The sequence below is a fragment of the Vibrio satsumensis genome, from assembly GCF_050337435.1.
GTDB classification, from domain to species: Bacteria; Pseudomonadota; Gammaproteobacteria; order Enterobacterales; family Vibrionaceae; genus Vibrio; species Vibrio satsumensis.
Map to the genome: position 1 here is coordinate 1 of NZ_JAKJSX010000017.1, position 16,978 is coordinate 16,978.

General features: G+C 45.0%; 27 protein-coding genes, 5 tRNA genes and 1 rRNA gene. 30 read left to right on the forward strand and 3 right to left on the reverse strand.

Translation table 11 applies throughout. The features are described 5' to 3' along the window. Nucleotides 1-31: 31 nt before the first annotated feature. Together rrf and L4C44_RS19995 are read left to right on the forward strand one after the other, a co-directional pair. Nucleotides 32-147, forward strand: a 5S ribosomal RNA gene (rrf, locus tag L4C44_RS19990). Between the two features lie 43 nt (nt 148-190). After that, nucleotides 191-267, forward strand: a tRNA-Asp gene (locus L4C44_RS19995). 332 nt (nt 268-599) lie between these two features. Here the strand turns inward: L4C44_RS19995 and pssA are convergent. Further along, the gene (gene pssA, locus L4C44_RS20000; RefSeq protein ID WP_146492021.1) at nt 600-1,940 is read right to left on the reverse strand and encodes a CDP-diacylglycerol--serine O-phosphatidyltransferase; all 1,341 of its coding nucleotides are present in this window, start codon (nt 1,938-1,940) and stop codon (nt 600-602) included. A 91-nt stretch (nt 1,941-2,031) separates the two neighbouring features. Beyond that, nucleotides 2,032-2,463, reverse strand: a complete 432-nt coding sequence (locus L4C44_RS20005) for a GNAT family N-acetyltransferase (protein WP_428805624.1) — start codon at nt 2,461-2,463, stop codon at nt 2,032-2,034. 66 nt (nt 2,464-2,529) lie between these two features. On the opposite strand from L4C44_RS20005, the gene murB reads away from it, so the two are divergent. Both murB and birA read left to right on the forward strand, forming a co-directional pair. Next, on the forward strand, nt 2,530-3,576 hold the full coding sequence (murB, locus tag L4C44_RS20010; protein WP_146492022.1) for a UDP-N-acetylmuramate dehydrogenase: 1,047 nt from the start codon (nt 2,530-2,532) through the stop codon (nt 3,574-3,576). Beyond that, entirely contained in the window at nt 3,573-4,538 is a 966-nt protein-coding gene (birA, locus tag L4C44_RS20015) for a bifunctional biotin--[acetyl-CoA-carboxylase] ligase/biotin operon repressor BirA (RefSeq protein WP_146492023.1), read from the forward strand. The genes murB and birA overlap by 4 nt, the downstream gene beginning before the upstream one ends. Before the next feature lie 7 nt (nt 4,539-4,545). Here the strand turns inward: birA and coaA are convergent, their stop codons facing one another. Then, entirely contained in the window at nt 4,546-5,469 is a 924-nt protein-coding gene (gene coaA / locus L4C44_RS20020) for a type I pantothenate kinase (RefSeq protein ID WP_019823834.1), read from the reverse strand. Between the two features lie 210 nt (nt 5,470-5,679). Between coaA and L4C44_RS20025 the strand changes: the two genes are divergently transcribed. The 26 genes from L4C44_RS20025 (at nt 5,680) to rplO (ending at nt 16,968) form a co-directional block, all read left to right on the forward strand. Then, nucleotides 5,680-5,755, forward strand: a tRNA-Thr gene (locus tag L4C44_RS20025). 44 nt (nt 5,756-5,799) lie between these two features. Then, nucleotides 5,800-5,884: transfer RNA gene (locus tag L4C44_RS20030), tRNA-Tyr, on the forward strand. A gap of 39 nt (nt 5,885-5,923) precedes the next feature. Beyond that, nucleotides 5,924-5,998 (forward strand) — tRNA-Gly (locus L4C44_RS20035). A 13-nt stretch (nt 5,999-6,011) separates the two neighbouring features. After that, nucleotides 6,012-6,087, forward strand: a tRNA-Thr gene (locus tag L4C44_RS20040). Nucleotides 6,088-6,182: 95 nt separating this feature from the next. After that, nucleotides 6,183-7,367, forward strand: coding sequence for an elongation factor Tu (gene tuf, locus L4C44_RS20045; RefSeq protein WP_010435158.1), 1,185 nt, complete (start codon nt 6,183-6,185; stop codon nt 7,365-7,367). A 446-nt stretch (nt 7,368-7,813) separates the two neighbouring features. Then, nucleotides 7,814-8,125, forward strand: coding sequence for a 30S ribosomal protein S10 (rpsJ, locus tag L4C44_RS20050; RefSeq protein WP_004736761.1), 312 nt, complete (start codon nt 7,814-7,816; stop codon nt 8,123-8,125). 14 nt (nt 8,126-8,139) lie between these two features. Continuing rightward, on the forward strand, nt 8,140-8,769 hold the full coding sequence (gene rplC / locus L4C44_RS20055; protein WP_004736763.1) for a 50S ribosomal protein L3: 630 nt from the start codon (nt 8,140-8,142) through the stop codon (nt 8,767-8,769). A gap of 16 nt (nt 8,770-8,785) precedes the next feature. Beyond that, entirely contained in the window at nt 8,786-9,388 is a 603-nt protein-coding gene (gene rplD / locus L4C44_RS20060; RefSeq protein WP_004738803.1) for a 50S ribosomal protein L4, read from the forward strand. Beyond that, nucleotides 9,385-9,687 carry a 50S ribosomal protein L23 gene (gene rplW, locus L4C44_RS20065; RefSeq protein WP_004736765.1) on the forward strand — a complete coding sequence of 101 codons (303 nt, stop codon included), beginning with the start codon at nt 9,385-9,387 and terminating at the stop codon, nt 9,685-9,687. Before rplD ends, rplW begins: the two co-directional genes overlap by 4 nt. A 14-nt stretch (nt 9,688-9,701) precedes the next feature. Beyond that, nucleotides 9,702-10,526: a 50S ribosomal protein L2 gene (rplB, locus tag L4C44_RS20070; RefSeq protein WP_010435149.1), complete on the forward strand. Its 825-nt coding sequence runs from the start codon at nt 9,702-9,704 to the stop codon at nt 10,524-10,526. Nucleotides 10,527-10,545: 19 nt separating this feature from the next. Then, nucleotides 10,546-10,824, forward strand: coding sequence for a 30S ribosomal protein S19 (gene rpsS / locus L4C44_RS20075; protein WP_004736729.1), 279 nt, complete (start codon nt 10,546-10,548; stop codon nt 10,822-10,824). Nucleotides 10,825-10,834: 10 nt separating this feature from the next. Then, nucleotides 10,835-11,167 (forward strand): 50S ribosomal protein L22, encoded by a 333-nt coding sequence (rplV, locus tag L4C44_RS20080; protein WP_004736732.1) that lies wholly within the window; start codon nt 10,835-10,837, stop codon nt 11,165-11,167. An 18-nt stretch (nt 11,168-11,185) separates the two neighbouring features. Then, on the forward strand, nt 11,186-11,884 hold the full coding sequence (gene rpsC / locus L4C44_RS20085; RefSeq protein WP_004736734.1) for a 30S ribosomal protein S3: 699 nt from the start codon (nt 11,186-11,188) through the stop codon (nt 11,882-11,884). Between the two features lie 11 nt (nt 11,885-11,895). Further along, a complete protein-coding gene (gene rplP, locus L4C44_RS20090; protein ID WP_004736736.1) occupies nt 11,896-12,306 on the forward strand; it encodes a 50S ribosomal protein L16 in 411 nt (136 codons plus the stop codon). After that, nucleotides 12,306-12,497 carry a 50S ribosomal protein L29 gene (gene rpmC / locus L4C44_RS20095; RefSeq protein ID WP_004736737.1) on the forward strand — a complete coding sequence of 64 codons (192 nt, stop codon included), beginning with the start codon at nt 12,306-12,308 and terminating at the stop codon, nt 12,495-12,497. The genes rplP and rpmC overlap by 1 nt, the downstream gene beginning before the upstream one ends. Continuing rightward, nucleotides 12,497-12,751: a 30S ribosomal protein S17 gene (gene rpsQ / locus L4C44_RS20100; RefSeq protein ID WP_004736739.1), complete on the forward strand. Its 255-nt coding sequence runs from the start codon at nt 12,497-12,499 to the stop codon at nt 12,749-12,751. Before rpmC ends, rpsQ begins: the two co-directional genes overlap by 1 nt. Nucleotides 12,752-12,913: 162 nt before the next feature. Further along, entirely contained in the window at nt 12,914-13,285 is a 372-nt protein-coding gene (gene rplN / locus L4C44_RS20105; RefSeq protein WP_004736740.1) for a 50S ribosomal protein L14, read from the forward strand. An 11-nt stretch (nt 13,286-13,296) separates the two neighbouring features. Beyond that, nucleotides 13,297-13,614 (forward strand): 50S ribosomal protein L24, encoded by a 318-nt coding sequence (rplX, locus tag L4C44_RS20110; RefSeq protein WP_004738792.1) that lies wholly within the window; start codon nt 13,297-13,299, stop codon nt 13,612-13,614. A 24-nt stretch (nt 13,615-13,638) separates the two neighbouring features. Further along, nucleotides 13,639-14,178, forward strand: coding sequence for a 50S ribosomal protein L5 (gene rplE, locus L4C44_RS20115; RefSeq protein ID WP_004738790.1), 540 nt, complete (start codon nt 13,639-13,641; stop codon nt 14,176-14,178). Nucleotides 14,179-14,194: 16 nt separating this feature from the next. Continuing rightward, complete coding sequence (gene rpsN, locus L4C44_RS20120; RefSeq protein ID WP_004738789.1) at nt 14,195-14,500, forward strand: 30S ribosomal protein S14; 306 nt, start codon at nt 14,195-14,197, stop codon at nt 14,498-14,500. A gap of 29 nt (nt 14,501-14,529) precedes the next feature. Beyond that, complete coding sequence (rpsH, locus tag L4C44_RS20125) at nt 14,530-14,922, forward strand: 30S ribosomal protein S8 (protein WP_017061309.1); 393 nt, start codon at nt 14,530-14,532, stop codon at nt 14,920-14,922. A 10-nt stretch (nt 14,923-14,932) separates the two neighbouring features. Next, nucleotides 14,933-15,466 carry a 50S ribosomal protein L6 gene (gene rplF / locus L4C44_RS20130; protein ID WP_017061308.1) on the forward strand — a complete coding sequence of 178 codons (534 nt, stop codon included), beginning with the start codon at nt 14,933-14,935 and terminating at the stop codon, nt 15,464-15,466. Nucleotides 15,467-15,475: 9 nt separating this feature from the next. Then, nucleotides 15,476-15,829 (forward strand): 50S ribosomal protein L18, encoded by a 354-nt coding sequence (gene rplR, locus L4C44_RS20135; protein WP_004738784.1) that lies wholly within the window; start codon nt 15,476-15,478, stop codon nt 15,827-15,829. Between the two features lie 14 nt (nt 15,830-15,843). Then, a complete protein-coding gene (rpsE, locus tag L4C44_RS20140; RefSeq protein ID WP_017061307.1) occupies nt 15,844-16,344 on the forward strand; it encodes a 30S ribosomal protein S5 in 501 nt (166 codons plus the stop codon). 7 nt (nt 16,345-16,351) lie between these two features. Further along, entirely contained in the window at nt 16,352-16,528 is a 177-nt protein-coding gene (rpmD, locus tag L4C44_RS20145; protein ID WP_004736756.1) for a 50S ribosomal protein L30, read from the forward strand. Between the two features lie 5 nt (nt 16,529-16,533). After that, nucleotides 16,534-16,968 carry a 50S ribosomal protein L15 gene (gene rplO, locus L4C44_RS20150; protein ID WP_004736758.1) on the forward strand — a complete coding sequence of 145 codons (435 nt, stop codon included), beginning with the start codon at nt 16,534-16,536 and terminating at the stop codon, nt 16,966-16,968. Nucleotides 16,969-16,978 lie beyond the last annotated feature (10 nt).

Consider the following 16,978-nt stretch of genomic DNA (forward strand, 5'->3'; position numbering starts at 1 on the left):
AGAGAAGCAGCTTTCCGAATTTTAAAATTTGCTTGGCGACCATAGCATTGTGGACCCACCTGATTCCATGCCGAACTCAGAAGTGAAACACAATAGCGCCGATGGTAGTGTGGGGCTTCCCCATGTGAGAGTAGGACATCGCCAGGCTTTATATTTGAACACTTGTCAGCGACGACAAGTCTTCCACTGCGGAGTGGTAGTTCAGTTGGTTAGAATACCGGCCTGTCACGCCGGGGGTCGCGGGTTCGAGTCCCGTCCACTCCGCCACTTATTAAAAAAGCCCTGCTAGTAATAGCAGGGCTTTTTTACATTTGAAGAAAAGTGTTTTTCTCCAGCAGAATGGGCTCCGTTAAGGTTTTGTCTCCAGTCGGTAAATCTGCATTAAGTACCCTCGCTATTTCGGCATATATTAGAAAGCCTAGTCTGACGACTAGGCTTCGTCGCTTTTGGTGTATGAGCTTCGGATTTTTGCTACAGACCTCATCGCTACCTATTGAGGCGTCTCTCTAGAAATCGACAGGAGCTGCTAGGCTATCTTGTAGATACAAAAACGCCTAGCGTTTGCTAGGCGTTGATAAATAGTGTTTCTAGTACATCGACTACAGTATTTGTTTAAGCACTCTGTCGGCTTTTACACGAGTGATCTTACGAATCAACTTCTGAACTTCCATCGGGTAGCTCTCTATCTTATCTAACTGCTTATAAGTACAGATAAGCTGAGTGTGTTGAAGGATATTATCCACTTCAGCCTGGAACTTGTCTGTTAGGTGGTGGTAGTTATCTTGGATAAAGATACCGTTCTCTAGGTCCAGCTTCCATGCGCGAGGGTTTAGGTTATTACCTGTTAGTAGCATGTAGCGCTTATCGACCCAAATGCCCTTTAGGTGGAAGCTATTGGAATCGTGTTGCCAAAGTCGAATTGATAGATTGCGGCTAGCAATATGAGCTTCATTGGCCTTAGCGAAACGACGTAAGTTCAATTCGTAAAGGTATGGTAAACCACCAATCGTTTTAAACTCTTCTTCTGGTGAGATAAAGAAATCATTTGCTGTCTTATCGCCAACAACAATGCTGACCTTTACGCCACGCTTAAGCGCTTTCTTCACTTCTTTAGCTAGACTAGGTGGGAAGTTGAAGTAAGGTGTGCAGATAAAGATTTCATCTTTAGCTTGAGCTACGAGTTGATTGATTCCCTGATTTAGACGGTTACGTCTCTTACCGATACCAACCAATGGTGTTACAGCAACTTGATCTGCTGAAACCTCCTGACCATCAAATTGATACTGAGATCTTGCCAATGATGCACGAAATTGACGAATCGCTGGTTTCAGTTCTTTGGTTACCGGCTTATTCTTATCAGCCAAGTCATAAACAGCGCTGTCCGCAACCATCTGTTCGTGTACGTAGGTAAACATCGAGTCCGCAAGCGCTGCGTTGTTTAAAACGTGGTAACGATCAAAGCGATAGCGGTCATGGTAATTCAGGTAGATATTGTTAAGGCTTGCGCCGCTGTATATCACGCTATCATCGACGATAAAGCCTTTTAAGTGCAATACGCCAAAGACTTCTTTGCCGCGAACTGGAATGCCATAGACAGGTACAGAGTGCTGATATTTTTCTGCAAACTCTTTATACATGGCCGCATTGCCTTCAGAAGACTCTGCACCAATCAATCCGCGCTGCGCTCGGTGCCAATCGACACAAACGCTTACGTCTAATTCTGGATTCTTTTGCTTTGCTTCATATAAGGCAGTTAGGATCTCACGGCCAGCCTCATCATCTTCAAGATACAAAGCGACTAAACTAATACGAGTCGTTGCGCGAGATATCTCATCAAGTAGGCGAATTCGAAACTCTTGCGCTGATAGTAGTACTTCAAACTTGTCAGGATTCTGCGCTATGGTTGGCAACTGTATGAATGGATTCCTACTGGCAATCATATTGACTGTTTTACCTTAAAAATATGCAAAATTGCGAACCTTTAATTTTACCAAAGGGATAGCACCAAATACTAGATAATCGAGGCATTCTCTAACAATTTTGCTGATAATGCATAGGAATGAGATCTTTTCCGCTATTCGAATAGCGCTTGTATAAAACTCTTAATCCATTTGGCAGATCTTTAGGGTCTACTCGTACGAATTCATGTCGCGCGTAAAAATTGGTGAGATGAGCGTAAGCAAAGCAGTAATCGTCTTCCGTAAGCGTATGTTGCGCACAATAATCCATAAGCTGCGAGCCTAATTGTTTGCCGCGATGTTGTTTTGATATAGCCATACCGGTAAGTAAGCGATTATTTTCTATTGTACGAAAACGCACGACTCCGCACAGCTCGTTATCCAGTAATAAAGAATAGATCAGTTCACTTTTATTCGCTTTTCCCGTTGGGTAATGTTCTTTATAGAAACGTTTAACTAGGGGAACCTTTACTGGGTCTAATTGAGTAATGATGACATTGTTCATTCAGTCACTGCGCCATTGGTTTATCTGCTGTAGAATGACCGCAGTGTAAGTTAATTGAATATCGCCATGCAATTCCATCTCAATGCTAGTTTAAAAAATGTTCATACTTTTTCCATCGATCAGACGTGTGATGCGTTGGTTGAAGTAACCACTACCGAAGAACTGATTTCGCTTTACAAAGACCCTAAATGGTCAGCTTTACCTAAGTTGATACTGGGTAAGGGCAGTAATATGCTTTTTACTGAGCACTTCGCAGGCCTGGTCATTGTGAATAAATTAGCCGGGATTGAGTTGACCGAGACTGACAGTCACCACCTACTGCATGTAAGTGGTGGGGAGGATTGGCCAAGCTTAGTTGAGTGGAGTGTGGATAAAGGGCTTGGTGGGCTAGAAAATCTAGCAATGATACCCGGCTGTTCAGGCTCTGCTCCGATTCAGAATATTGGTGCGTATGGTGTTGAGTTGCAAGACGTATGCGGGTATGTCGATACCCTGTGCCTGGATACTTATACAGTTAAGCGATTAAGCAACGAAGAGTGTCTCTTTGGTTACCGAGATTCTATTTTCAAACATGCTCTCTACGGTAAAGCGATTGTTGTTGCGATTGGTTTAACGTTGCCTAAAGAGTGGGAGCCATGTAATCACTATGGTCCGTTGAAAAGCCTAGCAGCCGATAGTCTCTCTCCTCGTACTATATTTGATGAAGTGTGTGCTATCCGTTCAAGTAAGCTGCCAGACCCTAGAGTACAAGGGAATGCAGGCAGCTTCTTCAAAAACCCTGTGATCACCAAAGATCATTTTGATCGCCTGTTAGCTCTATACCCAAACATTGTCGGTTATGAGAGTAATGATATGATCAAAGTCGCTGCTGGTTGGCTGATTGATCAATGCCAGTTCAAGGGCGTGATAGAAGGTGGTGCTCAGGTTCACCCCAATCAAGCATTGGTTATCATCAATTATGATGAGGCTTCTGCTGTGGATATCCTTAAGCTTGCAGAGCGAGTGCGTCAGTCCGTCTTGAATAAATTCGATATTCGATTGGAACATGAAGTACGTTTTATGGGGCGAGACCGCGAGACAAACCTAGATAAGGCTTTGGAGTCCCTGACATGAGAGAACACAGTACCAAGCTAGCGCTATTGAGATGTCTTGCTGACGGTGAGTTTCATTCAGGTGAAGACCTAGGTGAAATGATAGGTGTATCACGAGCGGCTATCAGTAAGCACATTAAAGGTATTCAAGAGTGGGGTTTAGATATCTACCGAGTACAAGGCAAGGGCTACAAGCTAGCAAGCTGTTTAGATATGCTTGACCAAGAAAAATTGTCTGCAGTTAGTCGCGATGCTTCTCTTGAGCTCATTCCAATCATAGGTTCTACAAACCAGCATCTATTAGAGCGAACTAACACCCTCGAATCGGGTTCTGTTTGTATTGCTGAATATCAAGCTGCAGGACGTGGACGCCGTGGACGAGAGTGGGTATCGCCATTCGGTGCAAACCTCTATCTTTCAATGTATTGGAGACTCGACGCAGGGATGGCTGCCGCAATGGGCTTAAGCCTTGTGGTTGGTGTCGCTGTTGTTGAAGCTTTGGAAGAGATGGGTGTAGAAGGTGTAAAGCTCAAATGGCCGAACGACCTTTACCACAATGACAAGAAGCTTGCTGGTATCTTGGTAGAGCTGTCAGGACAGTCCGGTGGCGCTGCTCATATTGTTATTGGTTTAGGGCTAAACCTATCCATGGATCCTACAACATCAGGTATTGGACAGCCATGGACTTCTCTTAAAGAGGTGTGTGACGGTCAGGTGCCAGACCGAAATCAGTTAGCGCAGGCTCTGATCAATGCCTGGGATAAATCTCTTGTTGATTATGAGCTGAAAGGGATGTCCAATTTTATAGAGCGTTGGAACCGCTTGGATAATTTCTTAGGCCGCAATGTTAGGTTGATCATTGGACCTAGAGAAATTGAAGGTGTTGTTCAAGGCATCGATGAACAAGGTGCTGTATTACTCAAAACTGAGAATGGTGTCGAGAGCTATATTGGCGGAGAGATATCGCTAAGAAAAGGCGATTAAGGCGTTACTACTTTCTTAGTAACACTTCTTCAACCATATGATCGGCGCCTTTACGTAGAATCAAGTGAGCCCTTTCTCGTGTAGGAAGAATATTTTGTTCTAGGTTCAAGCCATTAATTGAACTCCAGATACCTTCAGCTTTATCCAATGCGGCTTGGTTCGATAATTTCGTGTAATGACTAAAGTAAGAGCCGGGCTTAGTAAACGCGCCATCGCGGAACTTCATAAAACGATTGACGTACCACTCTTTAATTTGCTGGCTATCCGCATCGACATAGAGTGAAAAATCAAGGAAGTCTGAAATAAACACGCGATGTGGCTCGTGTGGATAATTCATTCCGGTTTGTAAAACATTAAGCCCTTCAATAATAAGCACATCTGGTAGGTCGACGCACTTAACGTCATCAGTAATATTGTACGTAAGATGCGAGTAAACAGGGGCTGTGACATTTCTCTTGCAAGCTTTTACATCCGAAACAAAGTTCACTAAACGCTTGATATCGTAAGACTCCGGAAAGCCCTTTTTGCTCATCAACCCTTTATCTTCTAACACCTCGTTTGGATATAAAAAGCCATCGGTTGTCACTAGTTCAACTTTTGGGTGGTTTTCCCAGCGAGAGAGTAGGGCTTTAAGCAGACGCGCAGTGGTACTTTTGCCAACAGCTACGCTACCCGCAATACCGATGATAAAAGGTGGCGCTTTCTCTTTCTTATCTAGAAATTGGTGGAGTACCGAGTTTCTATTCTGTCTGGCTGCCACATAGAGGTTCAATAGACGAGATAGCGGTAGATAGATCTCTACTGCCTCTTCCATTGTGAGCTTTTCATTGATGCCTTGAAGCTCTTTTAAGTCGCTCTCAGAAAGTGTCATCGGAACTAAATTCCTTAGCTCAGACCAACGTTCGCGGTCAAATGACATGAATGGGCTCATACAAAACTCTATAGTGGATAACAAAACAAGTGCATCGAAAATACATCAAGCGATAGATAAATAAAATATCTTCCTGTACTAGATGCGGGTTAAAGACGTAAACCTTGAGCTAAATAGCCGTATGTAGGAGTTTGCTCAGAGAATTTTGCACTTTTTTTCAATTTGCTATTGCAAGGTGGAAAATCATTCAATAAAATGCGCCCCACTTGTGCCGACTTAGCTCAGTAGGTAGAGCAACTGACTTGTAATCAGTAGGTCACCAGTTCGATTCCGGTAGTCGGCACCACTTTCTCCCTTCCTTTAAGGCAAGCGAGAGAAAGCTCAAAATTTGGAGAGGTTCCCGAGTGGCCAAAGGGAGCAGACTGTAAATCTGTTGGCACTGCCTTCGATGGTTCGAATCCGTCCCTCTCCACCATATTCTAAAGGTTAAATAGCTCAAACAGAGTTACGTGTTGCGTGCATCGTATAATGGCTATTACCTCAGCCTTCCAAGCTGATGATGCGGGTTCGATTCCCGCTGCACGCTCCAACTCATTTTGTGTGCTGATATAGCTCAGTCGGTAGAGCGCACCCTTGGTAAGGGTGAGGTCCCCAGTTCGACTCTGGGTATTAGCACCAGTCTAAAGCTTCTTCTCCTTTAATAAAGAAAACCATTTTTTTTGGTTGCGTGGTCTTATTTTAAGCCACCTAATCCGTACCTAGAGGGACACCCCATGTCTAAAGAAAAATTTGAACGTACGAAACCGCACGTAAACGTTGGTACTATCGGCCACGTTGACCACGGTAAAACAACTCTAACTGCTGCTATCTGTACTACTCTTGCAAAAGTATACGGCGGTGTTGCTAAAGATTTCGCATCTATCGATAACGCTCCAGAAGAGCGTGAGCGCGGTATCACAATCGCAACTTCTCACGTTGAGTACGACACTCCAGCACGTCACTACGCACACGTAGACTGTCCAGGACACGCGGATTATGTTAAAAACATGATCACTGGTGCTGCACAAATGGACGGCGGTATCCTAGTTGTTGCTGCGACTGACGGCCCTATGCCTCAAACTCGTGAGCACATCCTACTTGGTCGTCAAGTTGGTATCCCTTACATCATCGTATTCATGAACAAATGTGACATGGTTGATGACGAAGAGCTACTTGAGCTAGTTGAGATGGAAGTTCGTGAACTTCTTTCTGAATACGACTTCCCAGGTGATGACCTACCAGTTATCCAAGGTTCTGCACTTGGCGCACTAAACGGCGAGAAGCAGTGGGAAGACAAGATCGTTGAGCTTGCAGAAGCACTAGATTCTTACATCCCTGAGCCAGAGCGTGCAGTTGACCAACCGTTCCTACTACCAATTGAAGATGTATTCTCAATCCAAGGTCGTGGTACTGTTGTAACTGGTCGTATCGAGCGCGGTATCCTACGTGTAGGTGACGAAGTAGAAATCGTTGGTATCAAAGAGACTACTCTTACTACTTGTACTGGTGTTGAAATGTTCCGTAAACTGCTTGACGAAGGTCGTGCAGGTGAGAACGTTGGTGCACTTCTACGTGGTACTAAGCGTGATGACGTTGAACGTGGTCAAGTACTTTCTGCGAAAGGTTCTATCAACCCACACACTAAGTTTGAGTCTGAAGTATACGTACTTTCTAAAGACGAAGGCGGCCGTCACACTCCTTTCTTCAAAGGTTACCGTCCACAGTTCTACTTCCGTACAACTGACGTAACAGGCGACATCACTCTACCAGAAGGCGTAGAAATGGTAATGCCAGGTGACAACGTTCAAATGACTGTTGAGCTAATCGCTCCAATCGCAATGGACGAAGGTCTACGTTTCGCAATCCGCGAAGGTGGCCGTACAGTTGGTGCTGGTGTTGTAGCTAAAATCTTCGCTTAATAGCATTTAGATTTTTGCACACTCTTCATTAGAAGAGCACGCATCTGAAAAGGGGAGCTTCGGCTTCCCTTTTGTTTTCTCGAAAGAAATATTACCTTCCATCTATCTTCTTCCCTCTCGATACAAAACCAACTTCCAATAAATTCCGATTATTTTTCCAACACTACTTGCATACTAAAGTGTGATCTGTATAATGCATCGCACTGGCTAACGCTGGTTGTGAACCAATGAGCACTGAGGAGTAGGTCTTACCTAGTAATGTATACTCAGCTTATGTTCGCGGTTAATAAAAATAGTAAACTTTTTGTTTGCTTCAAAAGTTAACTGACAATGCGTCCTAATTTTGGATGCTACGGTTTCACATAAATCAATCGGCATTCTCTCGTTTTATCGGGCTTGAGTGGCGATATTGTTTGTGTAATTTTTAATAATTGGAGCTCTGTCTCATGCAGAACCAACGTATTCGTATCCGCCTTAAAGCGTTTGATTACAAGCTAATCGATGCTTCAACTGCGGAAATCGTTGAAACAGCAAAACGTACTGGCGCACAGGTTCGTGGTCCTATTCCACTTCCTACTCGTAAAGAGCGTTTCACTGTTCTTACCTCTCCACACGTCAACAAAGATGCACGTGATCAGTACGAAATCCGTACTCACAAGCGTTTGATCGACATCGTTGAGCCAACAGATAAAACTGTTGATGCTCTAATGCGTCTTGATCTTGCAGCTGGCGTTGATGTTCAAATCAGCCTAGGTTAAGGGAGATAAGAATAATGATTGGTCTAGTCGGACGTAAAGTGGGTATGACCCGCGTATTTACTGAAGAAGGCGTTTCTATCCCAGTAACTGTTGTTGAGGTTGAAGCGAACCGTATTTCTCAAGTTAAAACTCTTGAGACAGACGGCTACGCAGCAATCCAAGTAACTACTGGTGCTAAGAAAGCTAACCGTGTAACTAAACCTGAAGCTGGTCACTTCGCGAAAGCGGGTGTAGAAGCAGGTCGCGGTCTTTGGGAATTCCGTTTAGAAAACGGCGAAGAGTTTGAAGTTGGCGCTGAGCTAAACGTAGAACTTTTCAACGAAATTAAAAAAGTAGACGTTACTGGTACATCTAAAGGTAAAGGCTTCCAAGGCGCTATCAAGCGTTGGAACTTCTCTACTCAAGATATGACTCACGGTAACTCTTTGTCTCACCGCGCACCGGGTTCAATTGGCCAATGTCAAACTCCAGGCCGCGTGTTTAAAGGCAAGAAAATGGCAGGTCACATGGGTGCTGAGCGTGTAACGACTCAAAACCTAGAGATCGTACGTGTTGACGCTGAGCGCAATCTACTCCTTATTAAAGGTGCAGTACCGGGCTCAACAGGCGGAAACGTGATCGTAAAACCTGCTGTTAAAGCATAACGTCTAGGAGTAAGTAATGGAATTGATGGTTAAAGGTGCTGATGCACTAACTGTTTCCGAGACTACTTTCGGACGTGACTTCAACGAAGCTCTTGTACACCAAGTAGTTGTTGCATATGCAGCAGGTGCTCGTCAAGGTACTCGTGCTCAAAAGACTCGTTCTGAAGTATCTGGCGGTGGCGCTAAGCCATGGCGTCAAAAAGGTACTGGCCGCGCACGTGCTGGTACAATTCGTAGCCCAATCTGGCGTACAGGTGGTGTTACTTTTGCTGCGAAACCACAAGATCACAGCCAAAAAGTAAACAAAAAAATGTACCGCGGTGCTATGAAGAGCATTCTTTCTGAGCTAGTTCGTCAAGAGCGTTTAATCGTTGTTGATAACTTCTCTGTAGAAGCACCAAAAACAAAAGAACTTGTAGCTAAGCTTAAAGAGCTTGAGCTAAGCGACGTTCTGATTGTGACTGGCGAAGTAGATGAAAATCTATTCTTAGCTGCTCGTAACCTATACAAAGTAGATGCACGTGATGTTGCTGGTGTTGATCCAGTATCACTAATCGCTTTCGACAAGGTTCTAATGACTGCTGACGCAGTTAAGCAAGTTGAGGAGATGCTAGCATGATCACTGAAGAGCGTATCTTAAAAGTTCTACGTGCTCCGCACATCTCTGAAAAAGCAACTATGGCAGCTGAGAAAGCGAACACTATCGTTTTCAAAGTAGCTAAAGATGCAACTAAGAAAGAGATCAAAGCAGCTGTAGAAAAGCTATTTGAAGTTGAAGTTAAGTCTGTAAATACTCTTGTATTAAAGGGTAAGACCAAACGTCAAGGTATGCGTGAAGGCCGTCGTTCAGACGTGAAAAAAGCCTACGTTACTTTGAAAGAAGGTCAAGATCTTGACTTCGTTGGCGGCGCGGAATAACAGGAGTAGTAAAAATGGCTATTGTTAAATGTAAGCCGACTTCCCCTGGTCGTCGTCACGTCGTTAAAGTTGTTAACGCTGACCTACACAAGGGTAAGCCATACGCACCACTTCTAGAGAAAAACTCTAAGAACGGTGGTCGTAACAACAACGGTCGTATTACAGTACGTCACATCGGTGGTGGTCATAAGCACCATTACCGTGTAATTGACTTCAAACGTACTAAAGATGGCATCCCAGCGAAAGTTGAGCGTCTAGAATACGATCCAAACCGTAGTGCTAACATCGCTCTAGTTCTGTACGCAGACGGTGAGCGTCGTTACATCATTGCACCTAAAGGTGTTAACGCAGGCGACCAGATTCAATCTGGCGTAGATGCTGCAATCAAAGCAGGTAACACTCTGCCGATGCGCAACATCCCAGTAGGTTCTACTGTACACTGTGTTGAACTTAAGCCTGGTAAAGGTGCTCAACTAGCTCGTTCGGCTGGTGCTTATGCTCAAATCATCGCTCGCGATGGTGCATACGTAACTATCCGTCTACGTTCTGGTGAGATGCGCAAAGTACTTTCTGAAGGTCGTGCAACGATCGGTGAAGTTGGTAACTCTGAGCATATGCTACGTGAACTTGGTAAAGCTGGTGCTTCACGCTGGCGCGGCGTACGTCCAACCGTACGTGGTGTAGTAATGAACCCGGTGGATCACCCACATGGTGGTGGTGAAGGCCGCACATCTGGTGGTCGTCACCCAGTTTCTCCTTGGGGCGTTCCTACTAAGGGCTTCAAGACTCGTAAGAACAAGCGCACTGACAAGTACATCGTACGTCGTCGCACTAAATAATTTATAAAGAGGAATCGCCATGCCACGTTCTCTCAAGAAAGGTCCTTTTATTGACCTACACTTGCTGAAGAAGGTAGAGAAAGCGGTGGAAAGCGGAGACAAAAAGCCTATTAAGACTTGGTCCCGTCGCTCAATGATCATCCCAACAATGATTGGTTTGACCATCGCTGTCCATAATGGTCGTCAGCACGTTCCAGTTTTCGTTACCGAAGAAATGATCGGTCACAAACTGGGCGAATTTGCACCAACTCGTACTTATCGCGGTCATGCTGCAGATAAGAAAGCTAAGAAGAAATAAGGAGTAGATGATGGAAGCTTTAGCTAAACATAACTTTGCTCGTATTTCTCCACAGAAAGCTCGCTTAGTTGCAGACCAAATTCGCGGTAAGTCGGTAGACCAAGCTCTAGAAATTCTAACTTTCAGCAACAAAAAAGCTGCTGTATTAGTTAAGAAGGTTCTTGAGTCAGCTATCGCTAACGCGGAACATAACGAAGGTGCAGATATCGACGATCTAAATGTCGCTAAAATCTTCGTAGATGAGGGCCCTATCATGAAGCGTATTATGCCTCGTGCTAAAGGTCGTGCGGATCGTATCTTGAAGCGTTCAAGCCACATCACTATTGTTGTAGCAGATCGCTAAAGACTAGGAGAGTAAGCAATGGGTCAGAAAGTACATCCTAATGGTATTCGTCTTGGCATCGTTAAGCCTTGGAATGCTACATGGTTTGCTAATACCAACGAATTCGCTGACAACCTAGACGGCGACTTCAAGGTACGTCAGTTCCTTACAAAGGAACTACAAAAAGCATCATTATCTCGTATCGTTATCGAGCGTCCAGCTAAGAGCATCCGTGTGACTATTCACACTGCTCGTCCTGGCGTTGTTATCGGTAAGAAAGGTGAAGACGTAGAGAAGCTACGCGCAGCTGTAGCTAAAATCGCAGGTGTACCAGCGCAAATTAACATCGCTGAAGTACGTAAGCCTGAGCTAGATGGTCAGCTTGTAGCTGATAGCATCGCGTCTCAACTAGAGCGTCGTGTTATGTTCCGTCGTGCAATGAAGCGTGCGGTACAAAATGCTATGCGTCTAGGCGCTAAAGGCATCAAAGTACAAGTAGGCGGCCGTCTTGGCGGTGCTGAAATCGCACGTTCTGAGTGGTACCGTGAAGGCCGTGTGCCTCTACACACTCTACGTGCAGACATTGATTACGCAACTTCTTCGGCTCACACTCAATACGGTGTGATCGGCATTAAAGTTTGGATCTTCAAAGGTGAGATTCTAGGCGGTATGCCAGCTGCTAACGCAGTAGAGCCAAAAGGCGATAAGCCTAAGAAGCAGCGTAAAGGCCGTAAGTAAGGAGTCGAACGATGCTACAACCAAAACGTACTAAGTTCCGCAAGGTTATGACTGGTCGTAACCGTGGTCTAGCTAAAGGTACTGAAGTAAGCTTCGGCGAATTCGGTCTTAAAGCTGTTGGCCGTGGTCGTCTGACTGCACGTCAAATCGAAGCGGCACGTCGTGCTATGACACGTCACATTAAGCGTCAAGGTCAAATCTGGATCCGTGTATTCCCAGACAAGCCGATTACTGAAAAGCCTCTTGAAGTTCGTCAAGGTAAAGGTAAAGGTTCAGTTGCGTACTGGGTTGCTCAAATCCAACCAGGCAAAGTTATGTACGAGATGAATGGCGTACCTGAAGAGTTGGCACGTGAAGCGTTCCGCCTAGCGGCACGTAAACTGCCTGTTAAAACTACTTTTGTAACTAAGCAGGTGATGTGATGAAAGCACAAGATCTACGCGAAAAGAACGTTGAAGAGCTTAACGCTGAGCTATTGAATTTGCTACGTGAACAGTTCAACTTGCGCATGCAAGCTGCAACTGGTCAACTACAGCAAACTCATACTCTAAAAGCTGTACGCCGTGACATCGCACGTGTGAAAACTGTTTTGACTGAAAAGGCAGGCGCATAATGAGCGAAACTAACCGCATCCAGCAAGGCCGTGTAGTAAGCGACAAGATGGACAAGTCTATCGTTGTTGCTATTGAACGCACTGTAAAACACCCAATTTACGGTAAGTTCATCAAACGCACGACTAAAGTACACGCACACGACGAAGACAACACTTGTGGCCTAGGCGACAAAGTTGAAATCGCTGAGTGTCGTCCTCTGTCTAAGACTAAGTCTTGGACATTGGTTAAAGTTCTAGAAAAAGCGAAGATTTAATCTTTGTAATTCTATAACTTATAAGCGGCTCCAAATAATTTTTTGGAGCCGCTTGTTTTTTGTCTACCCAATTTAAAAAAAGGGTGGTACAATTCGCGTCCCTTTTAAAGAGGCAGCCCGACCCGAGAGGGTCTAGTTTTAATATTTAGCGGAGCACTAACAATGATCCAGATGCAAAGTACACTTGACGCAGCAGATAACTCTGGCGCGCGCAAGGTAATGTGTATTAAGGTTCTGGGTGGCTCTCACCGCCGTTATGCACATATCGGTGACGTCATCAAGGTTACAGTGAAGGAAGCGATTCCTCGCGGTAAAGTAAAGAAAGGTGATGTTCTGAAGGCGGTAGTAGTGCGCACCCGTAAAGGCGTTCGTCGCCCAGACGGTTCTGTCATTCGCTTCGACAGTAATGCTTGTGTATTGTTAAATGACACTACTGAGCAACCAGTCGGCACACGTATCTTTGGTCCTGTGACTCGTGAACTTCGTAACGCGAAATTCATGAAGATTGTATCACTAGCACCTGAAGTTCTGTAAGGAGCGGCAATATGGCAGCTAAAATCCGTCGTAATGACGAAGTAATCATTCTTGCTGGTAAAGATAAAGGCAAGAAAGGTAAAGTAACTAAGGTTCTGACAACTGGTAAAGTTATCGTTGAAGGCATCAACCTTGTTAAGAAACACCAAAAGCCGGTTCCGGCTCTAGGTCAACAAGGTGGCATCGTTGAACAAGAAGCAGCTATTGATGCTTCTAACGTTGCTGTTTTTAACGCGGCTACTGGTAAAGCAGACCGTATCGGTTTCCGTATCGAAGATGGCAAGAAAGTTCGTTTCTTCAAATCTAACGGCGAAACTGTTTCTAACTAATTAGAAGTAATTTGGAGTTCTACTATGGCGAAACTGCATGATTACTACAAGTCGTCTGTAGTCGCTGAGCTTACCAAAGAGTTCAGCTACACAAGCGTCATGCAAGTCCCTAGGATTGAGAAAATCACCCTAAACATGGGCGTTGGTGAAGCAATCAACGATAAGAAACTGCTAGAAAACGCAGCAGCTGATATGGCAACGATCTCTGGTCAAAAGCCACTTATCACTAAAGCGCGTAAATCTGTAGCTGGTTTCAAAATTCGTGAAGGCTACCCAATTGGTTGTAAAGTAACCTTGCGTGGTGAGCGCATGTGGGAATTTTTAGAGCGTTTAATCTCTATCGCACTTCCACGTGTACGTGATTTCCGTGGTGTTAGCGCTAAGTCTTTTGACGGTCGCGGTAACTACAGCATGGGCGTTCGCGAGCAAATCATCTTTCCGGAAATCGACTACGATAAAGTCGATCGTGTCCGCGGTCTTGATATCACTATCACGACTTCTGCGGGTTCCGATGAGGAAGGCCGAGCTCTGCTGGCTGCCTTTAACTTCCCATTCCGTAAGTAAGGGTAGGGTTACTGTTATGGCTAAACAATCAATGAAAGCACGTGAAGCTAAACGTGCAAAACTAGTAGCTAAGTTCGCTGAAAAGCGTTCTGCGCTAAAAGTTATCATTAGCGATGTAAACGCATCTGAAGAAGATCGTTGGAATGCGGTTCTTAAACTGCAATCTCTTCCACGTGATTCAAGTGCATCACGTCAGCGCAACCGTTGCAACCAAACTGGTCGTCCACACGGTTACCTACGTAAATTCGGTCTAAGCCGCATTAAGGTTCGTGAAGCTTGCATGAAAGGCGAGATTCCGGGTCTTCGTAAGGCTAGCTGGTAATTGCCACTTAATCATTTGGAGTAAATCTTATGAGCATGCAAGATCCGATTTCGGATATGCTGACCCGAGTTCGTAACGGTCAGGCAGCAAACAAAGTTGCTGTAAAAATGCCTTCTTCAAAGCTTAAAGTTGCAATTGCTGCATTACTTAAAGCTGAAGGTTACATCGTAGACTTCGCTGTTAACAGCGAAGCAAAACCTGAGCTAGAAGTTACTCTTAAGTACTTCCAAGCTAAACCTGTAATCGAGCAAATCAAGCGTGTATCACGTCCTGGTCTAAGAGTTTATAAAAATAAAGACTCTTTACCTACAGTGATGGGTGGTCTTGGTATTGCAGTTGTTTCTACTTCCAAGGGTCTGATGTCTGACCGTGCTGCTCGTAAAGCAGGTCTTGGCGGTGAAATCATCTGTTACGTAGCTTAAGGAGTAGATTATGTCTCGTGTTGCTAAAGCACCTGTCGCTATTCCAGCTGGCGTAGAGGTGAAACTAAACGGCCAAGAAGTTACTGTAAAAGGTAGCAAAGGTGAGCTTACTCGCGTTCTTAACAGCGCCGTAGTTATTGCACAGGAAGAAACCAACCTAACTTTCGGTCCGAAAGAAGGTGTTACTAACGCATGGGCACAAGCTGGTACAGCTCGCGCTCTAGTTAATAACATGGTTATGGGTGTTACTGAGGGCTTCACTAAGAAGCTAACTCTTAAGGGTGTTGGTTACCGTGCTGCTATGAAAGGCAACTCTGTAGCTCTAACTCTTGGTTTTTCTCACCCAGTAGAGCACGCTCTACCTGAAGGTATTAAAGCTGAGTGCCCTAGCCAAACTGAGATCATCATTACTGGTTGCGATAAGCAAGTAGTAGGTCAAGTTGCGGCTGACATTCGTTCTTACCGTGCTCCTGAGCCTTACAAAGGCAAAGGTGTTCGTTACGCAGATGAAAATGTGCGTACTAAAGAAGCTAAGAAGAAGTAAGGTATCACTATGGATAAGAAAGCATCTCGCATCCGTCGTGCTACACGTGCACGTCGTAAGATTGCAGAACTTGGTGCAACTCGCCTGGTAGTACACCGTACTCCTCGCCATGTTTACGCACAAGTTATCGCGGCAAACGGCTCTGAGGTTATCGCAGCTGCTTCTACTGTAGAAAAAGCGATCCGTGAGCAAGTTAAGAACACTGGTAACGTTGATGCAGCTAAAGCAGTTGGTAAAGCTGTTGCTGAGCGCGCTCTTGAAAAAGGCGTAGCTTCAGTTGCATTTGATCGTTCTGGTTTCCAATACCACGGTCGAGTAGCGGCGCTAGCAGAATCTGCTCGCGAAGCTGGTCTGAAATTCTAAGGTAGGGTTGGAAGATGGCTAAAGAACAACAACAAGCTAATGATTTGCAAGAAAAGCTGATCGCAGTTAACCGTGTATCTAAGACGGTTAAAGGTGGTCGAATCATGAGCTTTACTGCACTAACAGTAGTTGGTGACGGTAACGGTCGCGTAGGTTTCGGTTACGGCAAAGCTCGTGAAGTACCTGCTGCGATTCAAAAAGCAATGGAAAAAGCGCGCCGTAACATGGTTACAGTATCGCTTAACGAAGGCACTCTTCACCACCCGGTGAAAGGTCGTCATTCGGGCTCTAAAGTTTACATGCAGCCAGCTGCAGAAGGTACAGGTGTTATTGCCGGTGGTGCAATGCGTGCTGTACTTGAAGTTGCGGGCGTACATAACGTACTTTCTAAAGCATACGGTTCAACGAACCCGATCAACATCGTTCGTGCAACGATTGGTGCTCTAGTAGACGTTAAGTCACCAGAAATGGTTGCTGCTAAACGTGGTCTAACTGTTGAATCTATTTCGGAGTAAGCACACGATGGCAACTATTAAAGTAACTCAAACTAAAAGCTCAATTGGTCGCCTACCTAAGCACAAAGCGTGTCTTAAAGGTCTAGGTCTTCGTCGCATCAACCATACAGTAGAACTTGAAGATACTCCGTGCGTACGCGGTATGATCAACAAGGTTTACTACATGGTTAAGATTGAGGAGTAATCAGAATGCGTTTGAATACTCTATCACCGGCTGCTGGCTCTAAACCTTCTAAGAAGCGTGTAGGTCGTGGTATCGGTTCTGGCCTTGGTAAAACAGGTGGCCGCGGTCACAAAGGTCAAAAGTCACGTTCTGGCGGCTCTGTTCGTCCAGGTTTTGAAGGCGGTCAAATGCCTCTAAAACAACGTCTACCTAAATTCGGTTTCACTTCTCGTAAGAGCCTAGTGTCTGCTGAAGTTCGCCTAGCTGAGCTAGCGAAAGTAACAGGTGACGTAGTTGATCTTAACAGCCTTAAAGCTGCTAACGTTATCACTAAGAACATCGAATTTGTTAAGATCGTTCTTTCTGGTGACCTAAGCAAAGCTGTGACTGTTAAAGGTCTACGCGTGACTAAAGGCGCTAAAGCTGCAATCGAAGCTGCAGGCGGTAAAATCGAGGAATAATCTCGAGGAA

Bases quoted from the DNA above. Each gene is read 5' to 3' on its own strand.
- rplB (WP_010435149.1), top strand. From the start codon at position 9,702: ATGGCTATTGTTAAATGTAAGCCGACTTCCCCTGGTCGTCGTCACGTC.
- rplE (WP_004738790.1), top strand. From the start codon at position 13,639: ATGGCGAAACTGCATGATTACTACAAGTCGTCTGTAGTCGCTGAGCTT.
- rplV (WP_004736732.1), top strand. From the start codon at position 10,835: ATGGAAGCTTTAGCTAAACATAACTTTGCTCGTATTTCTCCACAGAAA.
- rplX (WP_004738792.1), top strand. From the start codon at position 13,297: ATGGCAGCTAAAATCCGTCGTAATGACGAAGTAATCATTCTTGCTGGT.
- rplF (WP_017061308.1), top strand. From the start codon at position 14,933: ATGTCTCGTGTTGCTAAAGCACCTGTCGCTATTCCAGCTGGCGTAGAG.
- coaA (WP_019823834.1), bottom strand. From the start codon at position 5,469: ATGAGCCCATTCATGTCATTTGACCGCGAACGTTGGTCTGAGCTAAGG.
- pssA (WP_146492021.1), bottom strand. From the start codon at position 1,940: ATGATTGCCAGTAGGAATCCATTCATACAGTTGCCAACCATAGCGCAG.
- rpsQ (WP_004736739.1), top strand. From the start codon at position 12,497: ATGAGCGAAACTAACCGCATCCAGCAAGGCCGTGTAGTAAGCGACAAG.
- rpsN (WP_004738789.1), top strand. From the start codon at position 14,195: ATGGCTAAACAATCAATGAAAGCACGTGAAGCTAAACGTGCAAAACTA.
- rpsH (WP_017061309.1), top strand. From the start codon at position 14,530: ATGAGCATGCAAGATCCGATTTCGGATATGCTGACCCGAGTTCGTAAC.
- rplP (WP_004736736.1), top strand. From the start codon at position 11,896: ATGCTACAACCAAAACGTACTAAGTTCCGCAAGGTTATGACTGGTCGT.
- rplO (WP_004736758.1), top strand. From the start codon at position 16,534: ATGCGTTTGAATACTCTATCACCGGCTGCTGGCTCTAAACCTTCTAAG.
- rplW (WP_004736765.1), top strand. From the start codon at position 9,385: ATGATCACTGAAGAGCGTATCTTAAAAGTTCTACGTGCTCCGCACATC.
- murB (WP_146492022.1), top strand. From the start codon at position 2,530: ATGCAATTCCATCTCAATGCTAGTTTAAAAAATGTTCATACTTTTTCC.
- rpsE (WP_017061307.1), top strand. From the start codon at position 15,844: ATGGCTAAAGAACAACAACAAGCTAATGATTTGCAAGAAAAGCTGATC.
- rplD (WP_004738803.1), top strand. From the start codon at position 8,786: ATGGAATTGATGGTTAAAGGTGCTGATGCACTAACTGTTTCCGAGACT.
- rplN (WP_004736740.1), top strand. From the start codon at position 12,914: ATGATCCAGATGCAAAGTACACTTGACGCAGCAGATAACTCTGGCGCG.
- rplC (WP_004736763.1), top strand. From the start codon at position 8,140: ATGATTGGTCTAGTCGGACGTAAAGTGGGTATGACCCGCGTATTTACT.
- rpsS (WP_004736729.1), top strand. From the start codon at position 10,546: ATGCCACGTTCTCTCAAGAAAGGTCCTTTTATTGACCTACACTTGCTG.
- birA (WP_146492023.1), top strand. From the start codon at position 3,573: ATGAGAGAACACAGTACCAAGCTAGCGCTATTGAGATGTCTTGCTGAC.
- rpsJ (WP_004736761.1), top strand. From the start codon at position 7,814: ATGCAGAACCAACGTATTCGTATCCGCCTTAAAGCGTTTGATTACAAG.
- rpsC (WP_004736734.1), top strand. From the start codon at position 11,186: ATGGGTCAGAAAGTACATCCTAATGGTATTCGTCTTGGCATCGTTAAG.
- rplR (WP_004738784.1), top strand. From the start codon at position 15,476: ATGGATAAGAAAGCATCTCGCATCCGTCGTGCTACACGTGCACGTCGT.
- rpmC (WP_004736737.1), top strand. From the start codon at position 12,306: ATGAAAGCACAAGATCTACGCGAAAAGAACGTTGAAGAGCTTAACGCT.
- L4C44_RS20005 (WP_428805624.1), bottom strand. From the start codon at position 2,463: ATGAACAATGTCATCATTACTCAATTAGACCCAGTAAAGGTTCCCCTA.
- tuf (WP_010435158.1), top strand. From the start codon at position 6,183: ATGTCTAAAGAAAAATTTGAACGTACGAAACCGCACGTAAACGTTGGT.
- rpmD (WP_004736756.1), top strand. From the start codon at position 16,352: ATGGCAACTATTAAAGTAACTCAAACTAAAAGCTCAATTGGTCGCCTA.